The sequence below is a fragment of the Streptomyces sp. M41(2017) genome (assembly GCF_002078175.1).
GTDB lineage: Bacteria > Actinomycetota > Actinomycetes > Streptomycetales > Streptomycetaceae > Streptomyces.
Genome location: NZ_MWFK01000003.1, coordinates 213,916 through 234,509, shown reverse-complemented (window position 1 = coordinate 234,509; position 20,594 = coordinate 213,916). Strand labels below are relative to the sequence as shown.

21 protein-coding genes are annotated in these 20,594 nt (G+C 71.7%); 12 read left to right on the top strand and 9 right to left on the bottom strand.

What is annotated here, in order from left to right:
* Positions 1–27: 27 nt before the first annotated feature.
* Positions 28–717 (bottom strand): 2-phosphosulfolactate phosphatase, encoded by a 690-nt coding sequence (locus B0675_RS37680; protein ID WP_081224277.1) that lies wholly within the window; start codon positions 715–717, stop codon positions 28–30.
* Between the two features lie 145 nt (positions 718–862).
* Positions 863–1,513, bottom strand: coding sequence for a TetR/AcrR family transcriptional regulator (locus B0675_RS37675; RefSeq protein ID WP_241540153.1), 651 nt, complete (start codon positions 1,511–1,513; stop codon positions 863–865).
* Positions 1,514–1,900: 387 nt separating this feature from the next.
* On the opposite strand from B0675_RS37675, the gene B0675_RS37670 reads away from it, so the two are divergent.
* The 3 genes from B0675_RS37670 (at position 1,901) to B0675_RS37660 (ending at position 3,499) form a co-directional block, all read left to right on the top strand.
* Positions 1,901–2,644: a VOC family protein gene (locus B0675_RS37670; protein ID WP_081224275.1), complete on the top strand. Its 744-nt coding sequence runs from the start codon at positions 1,901–1,903 to the stop codon at positions 2,642–2,644.
* A gap of 173 nt (positions 2,645–2,817) precedes the next feature.
* The gene (locus tag B0675_RS37665; RefSeq protein WP_081224274.1) at positions 2,818–3,033 is read left to right on the top strand and encodes a hypothetical protein; all 216 of its coding nucleotides are present in this window, start codon (positions 2,818–2,820) and stop codon (positions 3,031–3,033) included.
* An 82-nt stretch (positions 3,034–3,115) separates the two neighbouring features.
* Positions 3,116–3,499, top strand: coding sequence for a DUF488 family protein (locus B0675_RS37660; protein WP_081224273.1), 384 nt, complete (start codon positions 3,116–3,118; stop codon positions 3,497–3,499).
* 130 nt (positions 3,500–3,629) lie between these two features.
* On the opposite strand, the gene B0675_RS37655 is transcribed toward B0675_RS37660, so the two are convergent.
* Together B0675_RS37655 and B0675_RS37650 are read right to left on the bottom strand one after the other, a co-directional pair.
* Positions 3,630–4,607 (bottom strand): hypothetical protein, encoded by a 978-nt coding sequence (locus B0675_RS37655; RefSeq protein ID WP_081224272.1) that lies wholly within the window; start codon positions 4,605–4,607, stop codon positions 3,630–3,632.
* Between the two features lie 88 nt (positions 4,608–4,695).
* The gene (locus B0675_RS37650; RefSeq protein ID WP_143661152.1) at positions 4,696–6,009 is read right to left on the bottom strand and encodes an MFS transporter; all 1,314 of its coding nucleotides are present in this window, start codon (positions 6,007–6,009) and stop codon (positions 4,696–4,698) included.
* Between the two features lie 748 nt (positions 6,010–6,757).
* Here B0675_RS37650 and B0675_RS37645 point away from each other — a divergent pair.
* Complete coding sequence (locus B0675_RS37645; protein ID WP_081224270.1) at positions 6,758–7,948, top strand: GNAT family N-acetyltransferase; 1,191 nt, start codon at positions 6,758–6,760, stop codon at positions 7,946–7,948.
* A gap of 27 nt (positions 7,949–7,975) precedes the next feature.
* On the opposite strand, the gene bla is transcribed toward B0675_RS37645, so the two are convergent.
* Complete coding sequence (gene bla / locus B0675_RS37640) at positions 7,976–8,854, bottom strand: class A beta-lactamase (protein ID WP_081224269.1); 879 nt, start codon at positions 8,852–8,854, stop codon at positions 7,976–7,978.
* A 138-nt stretch (positions 8,855–8,992) separates the two neighbouring features.
* Between bla and B0675_RS37635 the strand changes: the two genes are divergently transcribed.
* Positions 8,993–9,541, top strand: a complete 549-nt coding sequence (locus B0675_RS37635; protein ID WP_081224268.1) for a GNAT family N-acetyltransferase — start codon at positions 8,993–8,995, stop codon at positions 9,539–9,541.
* Between the two features lie 223 nt (positions 9,542–9,764).
* A complete protein-coding gene (locus tag B0675_RS37630) occupies positions 9,765–10,028 on the top strand; it encodes a DUF6479 family protein (RefSeq protein ID WP_143661151.1) in 264 nt (87 codons plus the stop codon).
* A gap of 73 nt (positions 10,029–10,101) precedes the next feature.
* Here the strand turns inward: B0675_RS37630 and B0675_RS37625 are convergent, their stop codons facing one another.
* Positions 10,102–10,752 (bottom strand): TetR family transcriptional regulator, encoded by a 651-nt coding sequence (locus tag B0675_RS37625; protein ID WP_179165549.1) that lies wholly within the window; start codon positions 10,750–10,752, stop codon positions 10,102–10,104.
* 51 nt (positions 10,753–10,803) lie between these two features.
* Between B0675_RS37625 and B0675_RS37620 the strand changes: the two genes are divergently transcribed.
* Positions 10,804–11,676, top strand: coding sequence for an SDR family NAD(P)-dependent oxidoreductase (locus B0675_RS37620; RefSeq protein WP_081224265.1), 873 nt, complete (start codon positions 10,804–10,806; stop codon positions 11,674–11,676).
* A 140-nt stretch (positions 11,677–11,816) separates the two neighbouring features.
* Here the strand turns inward: B0675_RS37620 and B0675_RS37615 are convergent, their stop codons facing one another.
* Positions 11,817–12,398: a hypothetical protein gene (locus tag B0675_RS37615; RefSeq protein WP_081224264.1), complete on the bottom strand. Its 582-nt coding sequence runs from the start codon at positions 12,396–12,398 to the stop codon at positions 11,817–11,819.
* Between the two features lie 243 nt (positions 12,399–12,641).
* On the bottom strand, positions 12,642–13,442 hold the full coding sequence (locus B0675_RS37610) for a thioesterase family protein (protein WP_241540151.1): 801 nt from the start codon (positions 13,440–13,442) through the stop codon (positions 12,642–12,644).
* 440 nt (positions 13,443–13,882) lie between these two features.
* Between B0675_RS37610 and B0675_RS37605 the strand changes: the two genes are divergently transcribed.
* The 3 genes from B0675_RS37605 to B0675_RS37595 all read left to right on the top strand — a co-directional run bounded on the left by B0675_RS37605 (position 13,883) and on the right by B0675_RS37595 (position 17,304).
* Positions 13,883–14,638 (top strand): L,D-transpeptidase family protein, encoded by a 756-nt coding sequence (locus B0675_RS37605; protein WP_081224262.1) that lies wholly within the window; start codon positions 13,883–13,885, stop codon positions 14,636–14,638.
* A 126-nt stretch (positions 14,639–14,764) separates the two neighbouring features.
* Positions 14,765–15,463: a response regulator transcription factor gene (locus B0675_RS37600; protein WP_081224261.1), complete on the top strand. Its 699-nt coding sequence runs from the start codon at positions 14,765–14,767 to the stop codon at positions 15,461–15,463.
* The gene (locus B0675_RS37595) at positions 15,460–17,304 is read left to right on the top strand and encodes a HAMP domain-containing sensor histidine kinase (protein ID WP_081224260.1); all 1,845 of its coding nucleotides are present in this window, start codon (positions 15,460–15,462) and stop codon (positions 17,302–17,304) included. The genes B0675_RS37600 and B0675_RS37595 overlap by 4 nt, the downstream gene beginning before the upstream one ends.
* A 335-nt stretch (positions 17,305–17,639) precedes the next feature.
* Here B0675_RS37595 and B0675_RS37590 read toward each other — a convergent pair whose 3' ends face one another.
* Positions 17,640–18,176, bottom strand: coding sequence for a GNAT family N-acetyltransferase (locus B0675_RS37590; RefSeq protein WP_081224259.1), 537 nt, complete (start codon positions 18,174–18,176; stop codon positions 17,640–17,642).
* A gap of 133 nt (positions 18,177–18,309) precedes the next feature.
* Between B0675_RS37590 and B0675_RS37585 the strand changes: the two genes are divergently transcribed.
* Together B0675_RS37585 and B0675_RS37580 are read left to right on the top strand one after the other, a co-directional pair.
* The gene (locus B0675_RS37585; RefSeq protein WP_081224258.1) at positions 18,310–18,756 is read left to right on the top strand and encodes a MarR family transcriptional regulator; all 447 of its coding nucleotides are present in this window, start codon (positions 18,310–18,312) and stop codon (positions 18,754–18,756) included.
* Positions 18,757–18,801: 45 nt separating this feature from the next.
* A complete protein-coding gene (locus B0675_RS37580) occupies positions 18,802–20,565 on the top strand; it encodes an MFS transporter (protein ID WP_081224257.1) in 1,764 nt (587 codons plus the stop codon).
* Positions 20,566–20,594: the final 29 nt, after the last annotated feature.

Genomic DNA, 20,594 nt, shown 5'->3' with positions numbered 1-20,594 from the left:
GAGCGGGGCGGGCGGTGCCGGACGAAGTCAGTCGGTCGGTGAGGGAACGGCGGACGGACGGAGGACCATGAGCCGGTCTTCCAGGGTCGCGACCATGGCGAAGGGGAACCGGTCCAGTTCGAGACAGAGCGCCACGTCGTCGGGATGGACTCCTTGACGCACACCCTGCGCCAGTTCGGCGGCGGCGCGCGACTCGCCGGCGCGGCGCAGGAACGCGGCCGCGTCCGTATCCGCTTCGGTGGCTCTCCGGGCGATGTACTGAGCGCACGCCAGATCCTCGTCCGCGCGGCCGTCCTCGCCGGTGACGACGAACGTGACCTGGTCGGCCGCGCGTAGCCGCAGGAGCCGGACCGTCGCCTCCGCCACCACGAACCCGGCGCAGAGCACCAGTGACGCCTCCTTGACAGCGAGGGCGCCGACCGTCCCTGCGGTGGTCTTCTGCACGACGGTCCGGCCACCGAGGTCGACGGACCGGAGCATGCCCGGAGAGTTGACCGCGTCGAACCCGGGCGCCGGCGGTCCGTCCTTGAGGGCCACCCAGCCGGGGTGGCGAGCCTTCAGCGCCAGCGCTTCGTCCAGCGACTCGGCCAGGACGATCTTCTCCGCTCCCTGGGCGAAAGCCCAGGCGGCCACCGTGAAAGCGCGCATCACGTCGACCACGACCGCCACGGAAGGGACGTCGTCCAGCTCTGCGATCGCAAGGAAGCGCGTGTCCATCGGGTCATGATCGCGCAGCCCGCCGCCGGGCGCGAGGTATTTCACGCGACGGCGAGACACGAGGCCATGCGGTTCGGTTCGGGAACGGAGGCGCCGAAGGCCTCGGTTCCGTGCAGGTCGCTCGTCAGACCCTCCGCGCGACCACTCAGGTGCGGGCGGGGCCCCGGCGGTCGGGTGTCTGGAGGTAGGCGATCGCCATGTCGCCGAGTTCGTCCGCGTAGCGGCGTTGGGCCACTTCGCCGGTCGCCGGGTCGGGGCGTACGGAGTTGTGGAAGCAGGCGCCGAGGACCGCACGGGCGGCGGTGTCGAGCGCCGCCCTGGGGTCGGAGCGGCGGATCTCGTCCCCGTAGGGAGCCGCCGCTTCGAGCAGGAGGCGATGGATCTCCGTGATGGTGCGGGCGCCGCGGTCCGGAGGCTTGGTTCCCCGCGCGCGCAGCAGTTGGGGGAAGAGACCGCTGCTGTCGGCGAACGACTCCAGCAGGGCGTGCGCGTAGGCGTCCATGACGCCGGACAGGGACGGCTCGGCCTTGGACAGCCGCTCGGCCACGTACTTTTCGCGCCGGTCCAGCATGCGTTCCGTCAAGGCGTCGACCAGCTGGTCCTTGTCCTCGAAACGGCGGTAGATCGTGCCGACCGAGACGCCCGCGCGTTCCGCGACAGCGGTGATCGTCATCTCGTCCAGTCCGGCCGACGACGCGATGTCCTCTGCCGCCTGCAGCACACGGGCCAGGGTCGCGGCGCTGCGCGCCTGCCGGGGCTCGCGGTAGGGCGCCGGGCGGTCGTGCTCGTCGGTCATGTCCCGCATCGTATCGGCGGCTGTCCCGGCGGGATGTTTGACAAGGGGCGCAGCTCTCCGCGTACTCTCATGACGTGAATGTGAATCCATATTCACATTCTGCTGGAGGGTCGGCGAGCCCCCGTCCTGGGCGGCAGCCGGCAGCCGACCGGGGGTGTGATTCCCGGCGGCTCAGGTCGTGTCGTTCGGGCCGGCTACTGAACCGTCCCCGTCGGTTGAGCGGTGTAGGCGCTCGCTCAGCGTCCCTCGACGCCTGCCCGATGTCTCCGCCACCCGAGACGGCAGGGGGCCCGGTCCTCCGGCGACGCCCCGCGTTCGTCTCGCCCTGACCCGTCGGGAGGCGGCACCCGTGGAAGTCGTCACGGAGGGGTGCATAGGATCGGCGGCATGGCTCTGCGACCGGTCCAGGTGAACATCAAGGCCGTTGATGTCGCGGCGGTCGGCCTGTTCTGGGCGGAGGCGCTCGGCCGGCACATGTCCGGTGGGGAGTCCGGCGTGACCCGGCTCGTGGCGCCCGCCGGCTTCGTCTGGCCGGACCCGGTCGATGTCTGCATCGACGTCGTTCCCGTCCCGGAGCCCAAGACGGCGGCGAAGAACCGGGTGCACCTCGATCTCGCCACCACCTCCGCGGCCCATCGGACGGAGCTGGTCGCGCGTCTCCAGGCTCTCGGCGCGACGCCCGTCGACGTGGGCCAGGGCGACGTGCCGTGGGCGGTCCTCGCCGACCCGGAGGGCAACGAGTTCTGCGTCCTGGAGCCTCGCGACATCTACCGGGACACCGGTCCGATCGCCGCGGTGGTCGTCGACTGCGTGGATCCGCGGGCCATGGCCCGGTTCTGGGACGCGGCGACGGACTGGACCCTTCACGAGGTGAACGACCATCAGGCGTCGCTGCGCTCCGCGCAGGACGTCGGCCCCTATCTCGAGTTCATTCGGACGCCCGAGACGAAGACCGGGGACGACCGCGTCCACCTCGACCTGCTGCCGGGTCCCGGCGACGGCAAAGAGGCGGAGGTCGCCCGGCTGCGGACCCTCGGTGCCACCGACCTCGACGTCGGTCAGGGCGACGTCCCGTGGACGTGTCTGAGCGATCCGGAGGGCCACGCCTTCTGCGTGCTCGCGCCGTCCTGACGCGGAGTCACGTTTCGAGGGGCGGTCCGTCCAGAGGGAGGAGCGGGGATCGCGAGCGGCATCGGCAGCCGGGGCCATCCGAGTGTGCCGCGGCTGTGTCGGGCACCGGCCACCGGGCCGATTGACCATGCTGAGCCGGTACCCGCACCACACCCAGCGATGAGAGGTCACGCATGCCGAACGACTCGGTCGCACGCTTCCTGGCCGCACTGACCCCGGAGGACAGGGAGGCCGTCACCGCAGGACCCGGGGAGGAGCAGGAACGGCTCGCAGCCGCCTGGGAGGAGGAACTGGCGGGCGACGACGAACTCGACACCCTCGACGAGGTGTCCCCTGCGGCCGCCGAGGCCGAGGCGGCTCGCCGTGTCCTTGACAGGGAATCCGACTAGCCCGTGGGGACATGGGGCCCGTGGACCGCGATCGGTCCGTCTCGATGGGCCTCCCCTGACGCACCGTCGCAGAGGAGACGAGATGAAGTCGGATGCGGGGTTCCGCGTACGCCGGGTCTACGACCCGCCGGAGTCGGCCGACGGTCGACGCATTCTGGTGGACCGCTTGTGGCCACGCGGGCTCTCGAAGGAGAGGGCGAGCCTCGACGAGTGGCTCAAGGACGTCGCGCCGTCCAGCGGCCTTCGCGCCGCCTACCACGCAGGTGAGGTGGACTTCGCCGCGTTCCAGGGGCAGTACGAGGCGGAGCTCGACGACGCCGAGCACGCAGCGGCGGTCGAGCACCTCCTCGGCCTGGCGAGCGACGGGACCGTCACCCTTGTCACCGCTGTGAAGGAACCGGAGAACAGCCACGTCGGCGTCCTCGTCGCCCACCTCGCCGAGCAAGGGCACGAACCGCGCCGGTGAGGCGGCGCTCCGGACGCCGTGGCAGTCTCCCGCGTACGGCCGTGCGCAGGTCGCACGGGGTCGTCCGGGGCCTGTCCGACGGGGCAGCCCGTCAAGGGACCGCCCCGGAGGGACGCTCGGAAGGTATGCGTCAGGAGCCCGAGGCGATCCGGTCCCGCACGTAGGTGACCAGCGCCGCCGCCACTCGGGAGCGGTCCGGTTCCGGCAGGTCCTCGTAGGCCGCGGAGACGGTCATCCACTCGTTGAAGACCGGGCCTTCGCGGGTGAGGAGCCAGTCCACGCACAGGTAGTCCGCGTCCACGCCCGCGGCCAGCCGTTCGCTGAGCGAGCGCACGCGGTCGTCACCCTCGAAGGACGCGCCGGACCCGCCCTCACTCACGTTGGCGAGGTAGGAGCCCTCCTTCGGGCGCCGCAGCATCACGGCGACCGCCTCCCCCCGGTGCACGTACACCCGTACGTCGCCGTCGTTCTCCTGGAAAGGCTGCACCACCGCGCCCAGCGCCGCGGGGGTGACCAGGTCGACCGCGGCGGTCAACTGCTCCGGCCCCTCGGCCTTCAGCACCCCGAACCCCATGGCCATCGCGCGAGGCTTGACCACGTACGGTCCGGTTCCCAACTCCCGTCCGACCACCGGCAGGACCCGCCGTGCGTACCGTCCGAAGGGGACCGCGACCGTGGGCGGGACCGGGATGCCGAGGGCCGCCGCCGTGTGGCACATGGCGAGCTTGTCCGATCCCAGGGACTCGGCGTCGCGGATGCCGTCGTTGAGGAGGACGCGTCCCGCCGCCCTGATGGTGCGCGTGATGGCCTGGACGTGGCGTCCGATGCCCGCGTCCCAGGTCCAGTCCGACAGCAGGAAGGCGTGACCGCCGCCGAGCAGATCCTCCTCGTCCAGGTAGAGGCGCGGAGCGCCGCCGGACCAGGCCGGTACGAGGTCTCCGGAGTGCACCACGCGGACCGGCAGACCGTTGGCCTCGAAGAGGTTCACGCGGTCGGAGCCCTCCTTCTGCAGCAGGAGGTGGCGGCGCGGGTCGTAGTTGTCCGGGTTGGTGATCCACACGATCGCGGGGGCGTCGGGCGCGTCGTTGGAGGAGAGGGCGTCGGTCACGGCAGGGGTTCCGTTCGTCGGGCGGACGGGTGAGTGGGCCGAGCGGTACTGATCGGCCACGGTCGTGCGGTGCGGCGGCCGGCCCCGGTCAGGTGGCCGCGAGGGGTTCGCCGGCGGGCGTGCCGGTCGGCAGGGTCCGCAGTCGGCGCAGCGGTGAGAGGAAGAGCCAGAGGAAGGCGAGCGAGGTGCCGACCGCCCCGGTGAGCACGGCACCGCGCGCACCGAACACCTCGGCCAGCACACCGCCGCACAGGCTGCCGACGGGGCGGGCCCCCCAGGCGAAGAACCGCACGGTGGCGTTGACCCGGCCCAGTCGGTCGGGCGGTACGGCCCGCTGGCGGAAGCTGACCTGGGCCACGTTGTAGACCACGAGCGCCGCCCCCAGCCCGAACAGCGAGACACTGACCAGCCCGAGTCGCCACCCGGGCTGGACGAGGGCCGCGAGCAGGGTGAGCGGGGCGCCGCACGCCACGCTGTACTTCACCGCCGTCGCGTCCCCCACCGCGACGATGAGCCGGCGCACCACGAGCGTCGCGAGGACACCTCCGAGGCTTCCCACGGTGAGGAGCAGACCCACCGTGGTGGCGGGTACGGCGAGGTCGCGGGCGAGCAGGACCAGGAGCATCGCGTAGGACATGCTCCAGAACAAGGTCAACGTCGTGGAGCACAGGACGATGGGTCGCAGCAGCGCGTCCCGCGTCACCAGCCGCACGCCTTCGGCGATTCCCCTGAGGAGCTGGGGACGGTCCTTGCGGGGCGGAAGCGGTTCCGGGCGTCGGATCAGGGCCACGCACACGGCGGACCACAGGTATCCGAATGCCGTCGCGACGATGGCGAGCGGTGCGCTCACCACCTGGATGAGCAGACCGCCGGCGCTGGGGCCGACCACACCCGCCACCTCCTCCACACCGGTGAGCCGGGCGTTGGCGGTGACGAGTCGTTCGCCGCCGACCACGTGCGGCAGGTAGCTCTGCTCGGCGACGTCGAAGAAGACGGTGAGGACGCCGGTGACGAGGGAGACCGCGCACAGGTGGAGCACGTCGAGGGTGCCCAGGGTCCACGCCACCGGAATGCTGCCCAGGGCGACGGCGCGGCCGAGGTCGCAGGCGACCATCACCGTTCGCTTGCGCATCCGGTCCACCCACACGCCGGCGGGCAGCCCGACGACGAGGAACGCCGCCGTCTGACAGGCCGCGACGGCGCTCACCTCGAAGGCGGAGGCGTGCAGGGTGGTGGTGGCGAGGATCGGCATCGCCAACCCCAGCAGTCGGAAGCCGAGTTGACTCAGCGCCTGGGCTGTCAGCAGCAGGCGCAGGGCGCCCACCTCGCCCGCGCCGGCGGTGGAACGGGGTGGTCCGACCATCACCAGGCCTTTCCGGAGGGCGTGGTCCCGTGCCGTCACGGGACCGCGGTACGGCGCACAGCGACGGCGGGGCCCGTGCACGCCGCTCTCCGGAGTGCGGAGCGGGCCGCCCGGGTCCCGCCGGGGAGCGCGACGACGCTAGAGGCGGTACGGAGGCGCCGCAAGCGGGGGAGAGGCGGCGGAGAGCGGGCGGAGAGACGTGAAATGGCAGGAAACGGAGGAGAGTTGGCGCCCATCTCGTGAATCTCCGCGTGGAGCGGCAGGTCACCTGCTGCATCGGTTTTCCGCCGATTTCCGCTGACGAGCCGCGACAATGGCGGAGACGTCCCTTCGGTGGCATACGGGCGCTTGCGTCGCAGGGGGCACTCACCTACGTTGTCCTCGCCGCCGCTCCGCGGGTGACGGCACGACCACCTCGCCGCGGTTCGTACCCCTCCGCACCCCTGATCCCGGCTCTCCCGCCGTGTGCCGGTGCGGCGTTCCCCCGGCGCCCCGCCGCACGTGACACCCCCGTCCACCCCTGTACTGCGCCCCGCTCCCGTCCGTACCCCCGTTCCCGTACCTCCTGGGGAGCGTCCCGGACCGGCAGGACGGTGCGCCCGCACGGGTCTGCGGCATGCCGCCGCGGGAGGGGCCGACGACAGGGCGCCATCCAGCAGCGCAAGAAGACTCCGTCAGAAGCATCGGCCGACGGGACCTCCGACGGCTCCGGGAGGCCCGCCCGGCCGCTGGACCCGCACAGGACGGCACCGACACCGGCCGCCGTGAAGCCGATCAGGAGAAGACCGTGCAGATTCCGGACGTGGACATCCGGGCGACCGAATGCGCCCGCCTCAGACCGCCGTTACCGCGCCCGCTGGACGAAGGGCCCGCCTCCGGCGGCGCATCCCCTCGCCCTCCGGCACTCGGGGTCGTCCGCCGGGCCGCGCACCTTCCCCGCGCGGCCTGGGACCGACTTGCCGGCCCCGACGCCGCCTACTTGGCGGCCCGTTGGCTCGACGTGGCGGAGGACACCTCCGGCGCGGCCATGCGCTACCTCACCCTCACCGACGGCGAGGGCCTGGCCGGGGCGCTCGCCACCGCGGTCGCCGACACGAACGCCCCGTGGCTCGCCGGCCGCCCGGACACCGTGCTGCGGTTCTGCGCGGAGGAAGGACGCCACGGCGCGGGGGAGCTGGCGGGCGGCCTGCCCGACGACCTCGCCGCCGCCCTGCTGCCCGGCCTCGTCTGCGGAGGCCGGCATCTCGGCCGCACCACGCTCCTGAACCGCGACGGCCACGACGGCACCGCCGAACGGCTGTTGGGCGCCGCAGAGCGGCTCGCGGACGAGGAGGGCCTGCGCAGCGTGGCCTTCCTTCACGTCGACGAGCACGACACCGCGCTGCGGACGCTGCTGGCCCGGCGCGGCTACCGTTCCTTCCACTCCGAGGACTATCACTGGCTGCCGGTGCCGTCGGGCGGTTTCGCGGAGTACGCCGCAGGATTCTCCGCTCACCGCCGTCGCCGGATCGGCGCCGAACGCCGGGCTGTGCGCGATGCCGGTGTCCAGATCACCACGGCGCCGCTCGACGCCGCCGACATTCCCCGCTTTGCGGAGCTGGAGACCACCCTCCTCGGCAAATACGGGATGAGCGCCTGGACCGCCGCGCGCTCCGCGGCCATCCTGGAGCGCGCGCTCCGTGCCTGCGGCCCCGACGCGCTGGCGGCCACCGCCCGCCTCGACGGCGAGATCATCGGCTTCGCGCTGATCGTGGTCCACCACGACCGCTGGTTCGCGCACCGCGCCGGTTTCGACTACGCGGCCCAACGCGGGCTGCCGCTCTACTTCGAACTGCTCTACTACCACCTGGTCGAGGCCGCGGCGCGAACAGGCGCCACCGTCATCCACTACGGCACGGGCAGCGGCCCCGCCAAGACCTCGCGGGGCTGCCTCGGTTCACGGCAGTACGCCTACCTCCGTACGCCCGCCCTCGACTGAAGGGCCGGGCCGCACCGTCTGCCCGGCTCACGCCCGCAGTGCGGCGACGACGACTTCGGTGGCTCGGGCGATGAGCCGGTCGTCGGAGGCCGCGTCCCGGGCGGCACGGCTGGAGAGCACCGCGAGGAGGATCGGGGCGGCGCCGGGGGGACTCACCACGGCGATGTCGTTGCGGGTGCCGTAGCTCGCGTTGCCCGTCTTGTCGCCGACCTTCCAGTGGGCGGGGACGCCGGAGCGGATCAGCGCGCCGCCGGTGGTGTTGCGCCCCAGCCAGTCGAGGAGCAGCGCGCGCTTCTCGCTGTCCAGGACGCCGCCGAGGGTGTACGCGTACAGGGCGGAGGTCAGGGCGCGGGGTGTGCTGGTGTCGCGCGGGTCGCCCGGCGTGGCTTCATTGAGGGCGGGTTCGTACCGGTCGGCCCGGGTGGTGGTGTCGCCCAGGCCGGCCAGTTCGGCCTGGAGACCCTTCGGGCCGCCGAGTTCGTCGAACAGGAGGTTCCCGGCGGTGTTGTCGCTGTACCGGATCGCGGCATCGCACAACGCGCGCAGCGACATGCCGGACTCCACGTGCCGTTCGGTGACCGGGGAGTGGGCGACGAGCTCGGCCCGCGTGTAGGGGACGACGCGCTCCAGCCCGGCCGGCGTGTTCCTCCTCAGGACCGCCCCGGCGGCCAGGGCCTTGTAGGTGGAGGCGAAGGCGAACCGCTCGTCCGGCCGGTACGCGACGGCCTTGCCCGTGCCGGTGTCCAGGGCATGGACGCCCAGCCGGGCGTCGAACTCCCTCTCCAGGCGGGCGAAGGACGGCGCCGTTCGCGTCGGCACGGCCAGGGAGCGTGGTGCGACGCCCACCAGGGGGACGACCGCGAGTCCGGTCAGGGCGGCGAGCGAACCACGACGCGTGAGTGCCATCGTTTCCTCCCGTTCATTCTTCATTGAGGTGCTATCGCCGATCTTGTATATCCGACGTCACACGCCGTACGCGCTTGTCGACCGGTCGGACGCGCACCCGTGGCGCGGGCCGAGCGGGCGGCACGGCAGGATGGGCGGATGGAACAGCCCCTTGACGTGCCCGAACTCGTCGCCCGCGACGGATTCACCCTCCGCCCGTGGCGCCTTTCGGATCTCCCGCTCGTCCTCGAAGCATCCGAGGACGACTACATCCCGTTGATCACGACAGTGCCGTCGCCTTACAGCGACGCGGCCGGTGTCGCCTTCATCGAACGACAGTGGAGCCGGGCGAGCGCGGGGGCGGGCTACACGTTCGTCGTCGTGGCCTCCGACGGCCGGCCGGTCGGCCAGGTCGGTCTGTGGCTGAAGGATCTGGTGCAGGGGCGCGCGTCCATGGGCTACTGGGTCGCCAGGTCGGCACGGGGTCGTGGCGCGGCGGTGGCCGCCGTGGACGCGGTCGCACACTGGGCATTGCGCACCCTGCGTATCCCCCGGCTCGAACTGTGGATAGAACCCGAGAACACGGCATCCGTCCGCACCGCGGAACGTGCGGGGTTCCAACGCGAGGGACTGCTGCGGAAATGGCAGCAAGTGGGGGACGAGCGCAGGGACATGTTCATGTACGCGCTCCTGAACGACGGAGCGTGAGGTCGAGGGTCCTGGTCCGGCGGCGCATGGACGGCCGCGGGTGGCGGCGGGCGCCCGCATCCGTTCTGCTGCCGCAGGGCGTGCGGCCACGACGGCCATGCCGGTGGCACGATCGCGTCGCGTGAGGCTCGTCGGGGCGCAGGCCGAGGCCGGTCCGCGCGAGATCGATGTCCGGTAATCGACCGGGAGGGTAGTTCGTCCGTATATGGGGCACTCGGCGGTCATGATTGCCGAAACGCAGACGGTACTGGCCTTCTCGTCAGCCGGAGTCCTGTGGGTGACGGTGGCGGGCGTCTTCGTCGTCGCGATCCTGCTCGCGGCCTTCGTGCTCGGTAGTCGGCGTACCGCCGAACGCCGGGCGTCCGCCCCTACGCCCCCGGGTCCTCAGGTGGCGGAGGCGCGTCGGCAGATGGAAGACCCCCGACGCAGCGGAGCCGACTGGAGCACTCCCGACGACGACCCCGAGCAGGGGCGGCCTCATCGCTGACGGGGCGGCGAAGGTCTCTCATCCGCGCGTTGCGGTGCGAGCGCCGCTACGTCTTGACGCGACGCCGGCGCCGCTACGTCGCCGCGCGGGCCTTCGCGACCATGCGTACGAGGGTGTCGACGAGTTCGTCCGCGGTGGTGCCCAGACTGCCCGGGTCGAGGTGGCCGCTGAGCTCCATGTCCGCGATGCCGTGCGCACCGGCGAGCAGCAGGGCGCCGTAGTGGCGGGCGCTCCGTTCTCCCACGAGGTCCGCGACGATGGCCGTGAACTCGCCCTGAAAGCGTCCGGCCGCCCGCATCCGCTCGGTCACCGGGTCGCCCGCCGGGCCGCACAGCTGGCGCCGGACGGGGCCCATTCCCGCGTCGAGGTCCTCGGGGCGACGCCCGGGCCGTCTGAACAGCAGGTCGTACAGGTGGGGCCGGTCCCGGCCGATGGCGAGGAGGGTGCCGAGCGCGCCGCGCAGTCGGTCGGATGCCGACAGGCCGGCATCGGTCCGCAGGCTGTGGACGTCGTCGGCGACGCGCTCCCAACTCTCGGTGGCGATCGCGGTGAGCAGGCTGTCCTTGCCCGTGAAATGCCGGTACGGCGCTCCTCGTGAGACACCGGCTCGCGCGCCCACCTCGCGCAGCGTGACGGCTTCGGGGCCGCCGAGGTCGAGGAGATCGGAGGCCGCGTCGAGCAGGGCGCGACGGGTGACGGCGGCGGATTCCGCGCGAGTGACCATGACGACCATCATACGGTTGACAGTGTCATCCGAACCGGTAGCGTTGCTGAGGTGACAACGTCATCTGAAATGCAGAAGCTGGTCGTCGTGACCGGAGCCTCCACGGGCATGGGCGCGTCCACCGCCCGCGAACTGGCCCGCAGGGGCTTCCACGTCCTGGCCGGCGTGCGACGCGACCGCGACGCCGACACCATCCGGGCAACCGGCGTCGAGCCCGTGATCCTCGACATCACCGAGCCCGAACACGTGGAGGCGCTGGCCGCCCGGGTCGCCGCCGAATCCCGCACGCTGCACGCACTCGTGAACAACGCCGGTGTCCAGGTGAACGCTCCGGTCGAAGCCCTGCCCATGGCCGAGTGGCGGCGGGTGTTCGAGGTCAACCTGTTCGGCCACATCGCGGTCACGCAGGCACTCCTGCCGGAACTGCTGCGGACCAAGGGCCGCGTGATCAACATCAGTTCGATCGGCGGCAAGTACGCCATGGCCACGTACGGCGCGTACGCCGGGGCGAAGTTCGCCCTGGAGGCGGTGAGCGACTCGCTCCGCCGGGAGGTCGCCCCGCTGGGCGTTCAGGTCGTGGTGGTCGAGCCCGGCGGCGTCCGTACGGAGATCGCGGCCCGCGGCATCGCGGCGGCGAACGATCTGGCCGCCCGGATGACACCCGAGCAGGACCGGCGCTACGGCGATCTGGTCCGGGCGAACAACCGGTTGATGGCCACGGGTACGGCATCGGGCCTGACCGCGGACGCCGCCGCGCGGGTCGTCGTCAAGGCCGTGACGACCCGCAGGCCACGCCCCCGCTACACCGCGGGCCGGGACGCCGCCCTGATCATGGGTCTGGGCCGACTCCTCTCCGACCGCACCCTGGACCGGATCCTCGCCGCCAATCTGCGTCGCCACTGTCCGAAGGGGGCTGTGGCGTGAGCGGGAGGGCCGCCCGATCGCCCGAAGGCCGAACCGGCGTGGCCGCGACCCCTGGAGCGCGCCTCGGGGTCATAGCCCGCGCCGGCTCGGGAAACCGGAGTTCACGGCCTGCGAGGAAGCCACGGGCTCCGTCTGCCGGTCTACGCCTTCGGGACGGTCCATTCGACGGGGTCGCGTGAGTCGACGTCGTAGACGACGCCTGTCGGTCTGCTCCCGTGCTTGACGGAGAAGGTGATCTTTCCCCGGTAACAGGTGCCTGGTCTCACCGCGGTCCCGGCGACGGAGTACAGAGGTTCGGCGACTCCTCTGGAGCTGATCCTGGGTGCGGCGAGCCGGGTGCCGTCGGCGTAGCGGAGGCTCCAGGGGGCCTGGGCGACGATCACGTTGGTGCTGTCCGTGGCGGCGCAGAACCTGACATCGAGGACCGCCCAGTCCGCGTCGGGGATGCCCGACGCCTCGTCGGGCAGGGAGACGCTCTCGGCCGGCTGCCGGTACCCCATGACAGTGGTCGTGCCGCCGATGTGACTGCCGTCGGTGTCCGTGTCGCTCCAGCGGGATCCCGTACCGAAGGGGAGCGCCCTGGCGGCGGGACGGGAACTCGGCCCGGCGTCGGACTGTGCTGCGGTGGCCGGTGTCCCGGCACCCGCTCCGCCGCCGGCGAAGCCGCAAGCGGTGGCCGAGGTGGCGATGAGCAGGGCTGCGGCGGCTCTGCGGACAGGCATGGTCCCCCTGGGAAGTGCTGGTGCTGACAGGGAATCATGCTGTGCGCGCAGCCCGAGCGCGACGGGTGTGTCCATCTTGTGATCTTGAAAGGGCGGGCCGTCCGCCCGCGACCGCGGGTGCCACGGCGTCGGGCTCGCGAGCCGGTGCGCAGGGATTGCCGATGCCGACGCCGAGGCCTCCGGGGTGACGACCCCTTCGGTCGTGCCGGGTCCAGGGTGCCCCACAGCGCCACGGCCCCACACCTACGGCACAGGCCGAACGGTGAGGATCTGCTCGGCGCGACCGACCGGGCCGTCGACATCGTGAAGCACCGTGCTGGTGAGGCCCTGTCCCATGGGGCCGAAAGTCACCGTGGTGTCCAGCCCTGTCCACGAACCGTGCGGCCGGCGGTGCAGGTGGACGGTCAGGTCGACGTTGGGGAACATCCACTCGGTGGGCGACTGGCGGACGGCGATGCCATTTGCCGTGTCGACGAGAGCGAGGTACGAGGCGAGCGGGCTGACGGGGGTGTCCGCGACCAGATCAAGTGGGCTCGACACCCAGGCAGTTGTGCGGCCCGGCCGAGGGGGTGTCAGGGGACGGACGTCCAAGGAGGCGATGTAGCCGCCCGGCCAGACCTCGGACATCGGCCACGCGGCGAGCGCATCGGGGTGGGGGAGGGGATCTCCGGCGCCCCCTGCCACCGCCGAGGTGTCGGCGGTGGCCAGGAACCAGGCGCGGGCTCGGACGACCGGCCGGTCCGCGATGCGTACGACCGCCTCCAGAAGCTCGATCGTGCGGCCGGGCCGGACGGTCTCCACCTCGATCGTGCACTCGTCGAGGGCGAGGCGGCCGAGGATGTCGTAACTCACCCGCGCGAGGGCCAGCCCACGGTCCGGGCCCGCCGCGTGGTGGCGGTCGAGGGCGTGGACGATCAGTCCGCCCAGCGGACTGAAGTGCTGCTCGTCGGGGTCCCAGGCGCCGCCCGCGTGCGGGGTCGGTTTGTAGCGGTGGTCGTCGATGGCTTCGAAGTAGCTGCCTCGGGGACCGGTGGACACGGACAACGGCTGTCTCTCCCTACGCGTCATGGCCTTCCCGGAGGAAGAGCCGGCGTGACGTCGGCCGGCACGCCGGCGCCGACCGGTCGCCCCGCCCAGAGTGAAAGTGTACGAGGCACGCATGTGACCGTCCCGGCACCCATGGCCCGCTGCCGAACCAGCCCCGTACAGAACAGGATCGGTGATGGCGGGGATCCCGCGTTCCCCGGTCCGCGTCGCTGCCGGTGCGGCCGGGCGAGGCCCACGTTCCCCGTCGCCCTCGTGCCGACCGGATCGAGCCCGGGAGGCCGACTGCCCGCCCCGACCCGCGCCGGCATGCGGTGCGCCGTCCGCGACCGTCCGATGAACAAGTCCCCGGATCATGGATGAAACGCTCCCACCGAGGTACTCCACCGCATCGTGGATGACCTGACGAGTTCCTCATATGCCTGGGCCATGGTCGGAGCATGATCAACCCCGTACACCGCGTTCCGCTCGCGATCGCCGCCGCTTCGTTTCTGCTCGCCGGGTGCGGCTCCGGTACCCCGACCGACCGGCTGGCCACCGGCGGGCCCTCCCCGCACCAGGATGCCGTGACCCTGGATCCGGCGTCCGCCGCCTCACCGGACGCGCCACCGCGGGAACTGCCGGGACTGGGGCCCAGAACCCGGGCCGCGGTTCCCGCGCGGAGCCGCCAGGCCGTCGTGGTGACGGGCCGGGGCAAGGACTCTCCGCAGTCCACCGTGGTGCTGTACGAGCACACCGAGGCGGGCTGGCAGGCCGGCCCGAGTCTGCCCGCGCACAACGCCCTCAAGGGCTGGAGCGACCACCATCGCGGCGGTGATCTCCGTTCCCCCATCGGCGTGTTCACGCTGACGGACGCCGGGGGCCTGCGGCCGGACCCCGGAACCCGGCTCCCGTACGACCGCTCACAGGGCTTCGTCTCACCCGGCACCGGATTCGAGGGCGAGTCGCTGTCGGGCTCCTTCGACTACGTGGTCGCCATCAACTACAACCGGAAGTCCGGCACTTCACCCCTGGACTGGACGCGTCCGATGGGCGCGGACCGGGGCGGCGGCATATGGCTGCACGTCGACCACGGCGGTCCGACCCATGGCTGCGTCAGCCTCCGTGAGGACGACCTGAAGCACCTGATGCGCGCGCTGGATCCGGGCCGGCACCCGGTCGTGGTGATGGGGGACGCCGCCTCGCTCGCCCGCTGACGCCGACGAGGAAGAGCGGGGAGGGGTTCGGGCGCGGCCACGCAGAGGGTTGTGAGGAACGTGTCAGCGTGTGGGAAGCCCCTCTCACCGGCCGGCACCCGGCCGGATGCGCATAGCATCGGCGCCGTGTGCGCACATGTGCTGGTCGCCGAGGACGACGAGAAGCAGGCGGAACTGATACGCCGCTCGCTGCTGGGGGAGGGACACACCGCCACTGTCGTTCACGACGGTGGAGCCGCCCTCGCGGAAGCGCGGCGACGGCGCCCCGACCTCGTCGTCCTCGACCTGATGCTCCCGGTGATCGACGGCTTCGAGGTGTGCAGAGCACTGCGCGGAGACGGCGACATCCCCGTCCTGATGCTGACCGCCCGCTCCACCGAGGACGACGTACTGCTCGGCCTCGACATCGGCGCCGACGACTACATGACCAAGCCGTACAGCCCGCGCGAGCTGATGGCCCGGATCCGTACGGTCCTGCGCCGCGGTGGCCGGCTCGCGGCCGACCAGCACAGTGACCCGTGCGTACGCGCCGCGGGCATCACAGTGGACCCGGTGCGGCACACCGTCCTGTGCGACGGCACAGCGGTGGTCTGCACCCCGGGCGAGTACGAGATCCTCCTCGCGATGGTGAGCGAACCCGAACGGGTCTTCTCACGACGCCAGTTGCTGCATCACACCCGCGGCATCGACCGGGCCTCGACCGAACGCGCCATCGACGTCCACATCATGAACCTGCGCAGGAAGATCGAGACGGACCCGCGCAGGCCGGCACGCCTGCTCACCGTGTTCGGGGTCGGGTACAAGCTCAGCGGAGGCCGCGCGTGAGCCGCGCACTGCCCCTGCGCAGAAGCCTGCTCGTACGCCTGCTGATCACCTCGGTGCTCATCGCGGCGTGCTCGGTGGCGGCGACGGCCTGGCTCGCGGTGCAGACCACGACCCGGGCCATCCAGGAGGAACAGGGCCAGGTACTGGCGGACGACATGGACATCCTCCGGCAGCTCAGCGGATACGCGGCCACCCATCCGGACTGGACGGATGTCGCCGGAACCCTGCGCTCCGTCTCCCACCGGACGGGCCGTCGCATCGCCCTGACCACGACCGGCCGCGTCCCGATCGCCGACTCCGCGGACCACACGTCCGCCCTGCCGCTGAAAGCCGCGGCGACGGTCGATCCGCTGCGCACCGACACCGACACCGAGCCCGGGGCGCAGCTCAGCGGCATCGATCCGCGCGCCGTGGGACCGTACCGGCTGCCCGCGACCGAACGCCTCAAGGTCGCGAAACTCGCCGCGGTTCGCCAGCGGTGCTTCGCCCGCAACGGTGTTCGCACCCGGATGGAACGGCTGCCGAGCGGCAGGTCGCACCTCACGAACCTCGCTCCGCGGGCCGATCCCGGTTACGTCCCCGACGAGTGCGCCGACGGGAAACTCAACACCCCCACCCCGACCGAGCAGAAGGCCTTGGACGCTCTCTCGGCGCTGACCCGGTCCTGCCTGGACCGGCACGACGTGCACCTCGGCCATCCCGTGGCCCTGACCGTCGATGCCACGACCGGTTCCGCCGCGGAGCCCTCCTTCATGGACAAGAAGCCCCTCGACGAGCAGGGAGCCCGAGGCCGCACGGTAAAGGCCTGCGTCGAGGTCGCGCGCCGGCAGCAGCTCGACCCCTATGTGGCCCCGGCCGTGGAACTCTTCCTCGGTACCGGTGACAGCGCCACCCCGCGCTTCAACATGTCCACCGCCAACAAGGTCAAGGTGGCCGGGGTCGCCGGACTCGTCCTCGCCCTCACGGTGGCCGCCACCGCACTGATCGCCCTCCGCCTCGTACGTCCGCTCCGCGCCCTGACGGCGGCCGCACAGCAGCCGCCGGAGCAACACGTCCGTGTCCCGGTCACCACGCACGACGAGACCGGCGTGCTGGCCCTCGCGTTCAACGAACTCACCGAGCGCCGCGAACGCATGGAGGCGCAGCGCAAGGCGATGGTCAGCGACATCGCCCACGAACTGCGCACCCCGCTCACCAACATTCGAGGCTGGCTGGAGGTGGCCCGTGACGGTCTCGTCGACCCCGACCCGGAACTGCTGTCCTCCCTGCACGACGAGGCGGTGATCCTCCAACGTGTCATCGACGACCTTCAGGAACTCGCGGCCGCGGACGCCGGCACCCTGCGCCTGCACCCCGAGGAGATACGTGCCGACGAACTCCTCGAACAGGTGGCCGCGATCCACCGCGTGCGCGCTGAGGACGCGCAGATCCGCCTTGCCGTCGGCTCGACCGGCACACTGTGGCTGAACGCCGACCCCGTGCGGATGCGGCAGACCCTCGGCAACCTGATGTCCAACGCGATCCGCCACACACCGGCGGGCGGCACGGTCACTCTGCGCGCCCGGCGCCAGGACGACCGGATCGTCATCGAGGTGTCGGACACCGGGGCCGGTATCGAACCCGAGGACCTGCCGCACGTCTTCGACCGCTTCTGGCGGGCCGAGAAGTCGCGCAGCCGGCGCACCGGCGGCAGCGGTCTGGGCCTGGCCATCGTCCGGCAACTCGTCACCGCGCACGGCGGAACCGTCACCGTGTCCAGCACCGCCGGCAGTGGATCGGTCTTCGCCGTGCACCTTCCGTACGTCGAGGGGCCCGTCGTTCCGACCGCGGCATCCGTCTGACCGCCCGGACTCCACGGAGGTTCGCCTTCGGGCTCAAGGTGTGGGCGGCGCAAGGAGGCCAAGGACGGATCGACACCGCGAGCCTCGCCCGCATGGAGCGGCTGCGAACGCTCCTGTCGCCCGCCTCGTGCCGACGGCACCGACGGCAGTCCTCCGGGCCCGCTGGACGGTGATCGCACACCTGCTGCTTGCCTTCCTGGCAGAAGGAGCGCTGACGACTGCGCGCCACGAGTGGGACGACGACCACCGCACCCCGTCGACCACGTGCGTCCGCCACAGCGCGAACTGTTGACACCGGCCCTGCGGGCGGTGTCGCGACGAGGATGCTCGCGCGGTCAGACTCGCCCGGCGGTGCCCGCGCCCGGCGAGCGCACCATGAAGACGTCGATCGGGTCCTCGGAGTCGACGACGAATCCGTGCCGCTCGTAGAGCCGGCGGGCCGAGCTGCCCTGCAGCACGTTGAGGCGCAGGGTCGCGCCCTGTGCCTCGGCCCGCCGCACCACCGTGCGCAGGACGGCCGATCCGAGCCCTCGGCCCTGATGCCGCGGCGCGAGATAGAAGTGCTCCAGCCATTGCGCGCCCTCGGCGGGCCGGACCGTGACGCACCCCATGACGTCGCCGCCGACGGTGATGACCGACGTGTGCTCCGTGGAGAAGGAGTCCCGCAGACGCTGTCGCACCCGGTGTCCGTCGTAGCGTCCGAGGCGCTCCAGGTCCGCGCGCATCACCGTCGCCCGCAACTCCGCGAGTACCTCGACGTCCGCCGCGACGGCGGGACGCAGCGTCCAGCCGACACCACCGCCCCCGGGCCCCGTCTGCGCACGGACTCCCACGTCCGATCGCGTCCGGCCCGGCTGCATGTCGGCATTCATGACGGGAGTATCGCAGTCCGCCCGAGTCGGCCCCTCCGCCCTGGTACGCGGGCATCGCGCTCGGTGCGGTCCGCGCGGCAGATCTGGTGGCCCCCGAATCTACTAAGGCAGGTTGATAAGGTAGCCTTAGTATATGAACCAGGAGCTGGACCCTGATCCCGACGCGGTCGCCTCAGTCCTGCTGGCGAGCCTCAGCCTGCTCGTGCGACGGATTCGGCAGGTGCCGGTCGGCGGCGGACTCACCATGCCCGAGCGGAGCGCCCTGTCCCACCTGGAGCGCTCCGGCCCCACGACCTCCTCGGCGCTCGCCCGGGAGGCACAGATCACCGCGCAGGCCATGGGGGCGACACTCGGCGCGCTCCGGGACCGTGGCCTGGTCGAGCGCCGCCCCGACCCCGACGACGGCAGACGCGTGGTGCTGACGGTGACGGACGCCGGGCGGCAGGCGCTGAAGGACAAGCGCAACGCCCGGACGGAACTCCTCGCCGGGGCACTGACCGGCGGCACCTTCACCCCGGCGGAACTGGAGCAGCTCGCCTCGGCCGCGCCACTGCTCGAGCGACTGGCACGGAACATCTGACGGCGCCGCGACATCGCGACACCGGACCATCGAGGAAGCGACCTGATGTCGGATACCCCCAACACGCCTGCCCCGGTCCGACCGCCCGGGGACCGGTACAAGTGGACGGCCCTGTCCAACACGACCGCCGCCGTCTTCATGTCCGCGCTGGACGGCTCCATCGTGCTGATCGCCCTCCCGGCGATCTTCCGCGGCGTGCACCTGGACCCGCTGGCCCCGGGCAACATCGCCTTCCTGCTGTGGATGATCATGGGGTACCGGCTGGTCCAGGCCGTCCTCGTGGTCACCGTCGGCCGCCTGGGGGACATGTACGGCCGCGTCCGCATCTACAACGCCGGGTTCGCCGTCTTCACGTTCGCCTCGATCCTGCTGTCCTTCGATCCCTTCGACGGAGGGCACGGCGCGATGTGGCTGATCGCCTGGCGGGTGCTGCAGGCCGTCGGGGGATCGATGCTGACCGCGAATTCCGCGGCGATCCTCACGGACGCCTTTCCGGAGGAACAGCGCGGCTTCGCTCTTGGCATCAACCAGGTGGCGGCCCTGGCCGGCATGTTCATCGGCCTGGTCGCCGGAGGACTGCTCGCGGCCTGGGACTGGCGGGCGGTGTTCTGGGTGAACGTGCCCGTGGGCGTGTTCTTCACGGTGTGGGCCTACCGCACCCTGCGCGAGACCGGCAAGCGCGGCGGCGGCCGGATCGACTGGTGGGGCAACATCACCTTCGCGGTGGGGCTGAGCGCCGTCCTGATCGCCGTCACCTTCGGCCTCCAGCCCTACGGCGGTCACACCATGGGCTGGACCAACCCCCTCGTCGATCTGCTCGTCGTCGGGGGACTGGCCCTGCTGGTGGCGTTCGTCGCGATCGAGAACCGCACGTCGGCGCCGATGATCCAGCTGAGCCTCTTCCGTCAACGGGCCTTCAGCTTCGGCAATCTCGCCGGTCTGGCCATCTCGATCGGCCGAGGCGGCATGCAGTTCGTGCTGATCATCTGGCTCCAGGGCATCTGGCTCCCGCTGCACGGCTACGACTACGCCGACACCCCACTGTGGGCCGGCATCTTCATGCTCCCGCTCACCGCCGGATTCCTCGCCGCGGGCCCGGTCTCCGGCTACCTCTCCGACCGGTTCGGCTCCCGCGGGCTCGCGACCGGTGGCGCGCTGCTGTTCGGGGCGACCTTCCTCGGTCTGATGCTCCTGCCGATCGACTTCAGCTACTGGATCTTCGCGCTGCTGATCGCGCTCAACGGCATCGCCAGCGGGATGTTCGCCTCACCCAACTCCTCCTCGATCATGGGAAGCGTTCCCGCACCGCTGCGCGGAGTCGCTTCGGGCATGCGGGCCACGTTCCAGAACTCCGGAACCGCCGTCTCCATCGGTGTGTTCTTCTCCCTGATGATCGCCGGACTGGCCGGCAGCCTTCCGCACACCCTCACCGCCGGACTCCAGCAGCAGGGCGTGTCGGCTCACGTGGCCGGCCAGGTCGGCAGCCTGCCCCCGGTCGCGTCCCTGTTCGCCGCCCAACTGGGCGTCAATCCGATCCAGCACCTCCTCCAGCCCACCGGCGCCCTGGCCCACCTGACCGCCGCACAGCAACAGGCCCTGACCGGCCGGGAGTTCTTCCCGAGCCTGATAGCCGGGCCGTTCCACTCCGGCCTGGTCATCGTCTTCGCCTTCGGCGCCACCCTCGCCTTCCTCGCCGCGGTCGCGTCCCTGCTGCGCGGGGCCAGCTCCACCGCCGGGACGCCCACGGCGCACACCGCCACGACCGGCGAGGTCCGACCTCGTCGATCCGACAGGTCCACCAGCGGCTGAGGCCGGCCCCAGCCGCCCCAGCGACCGAC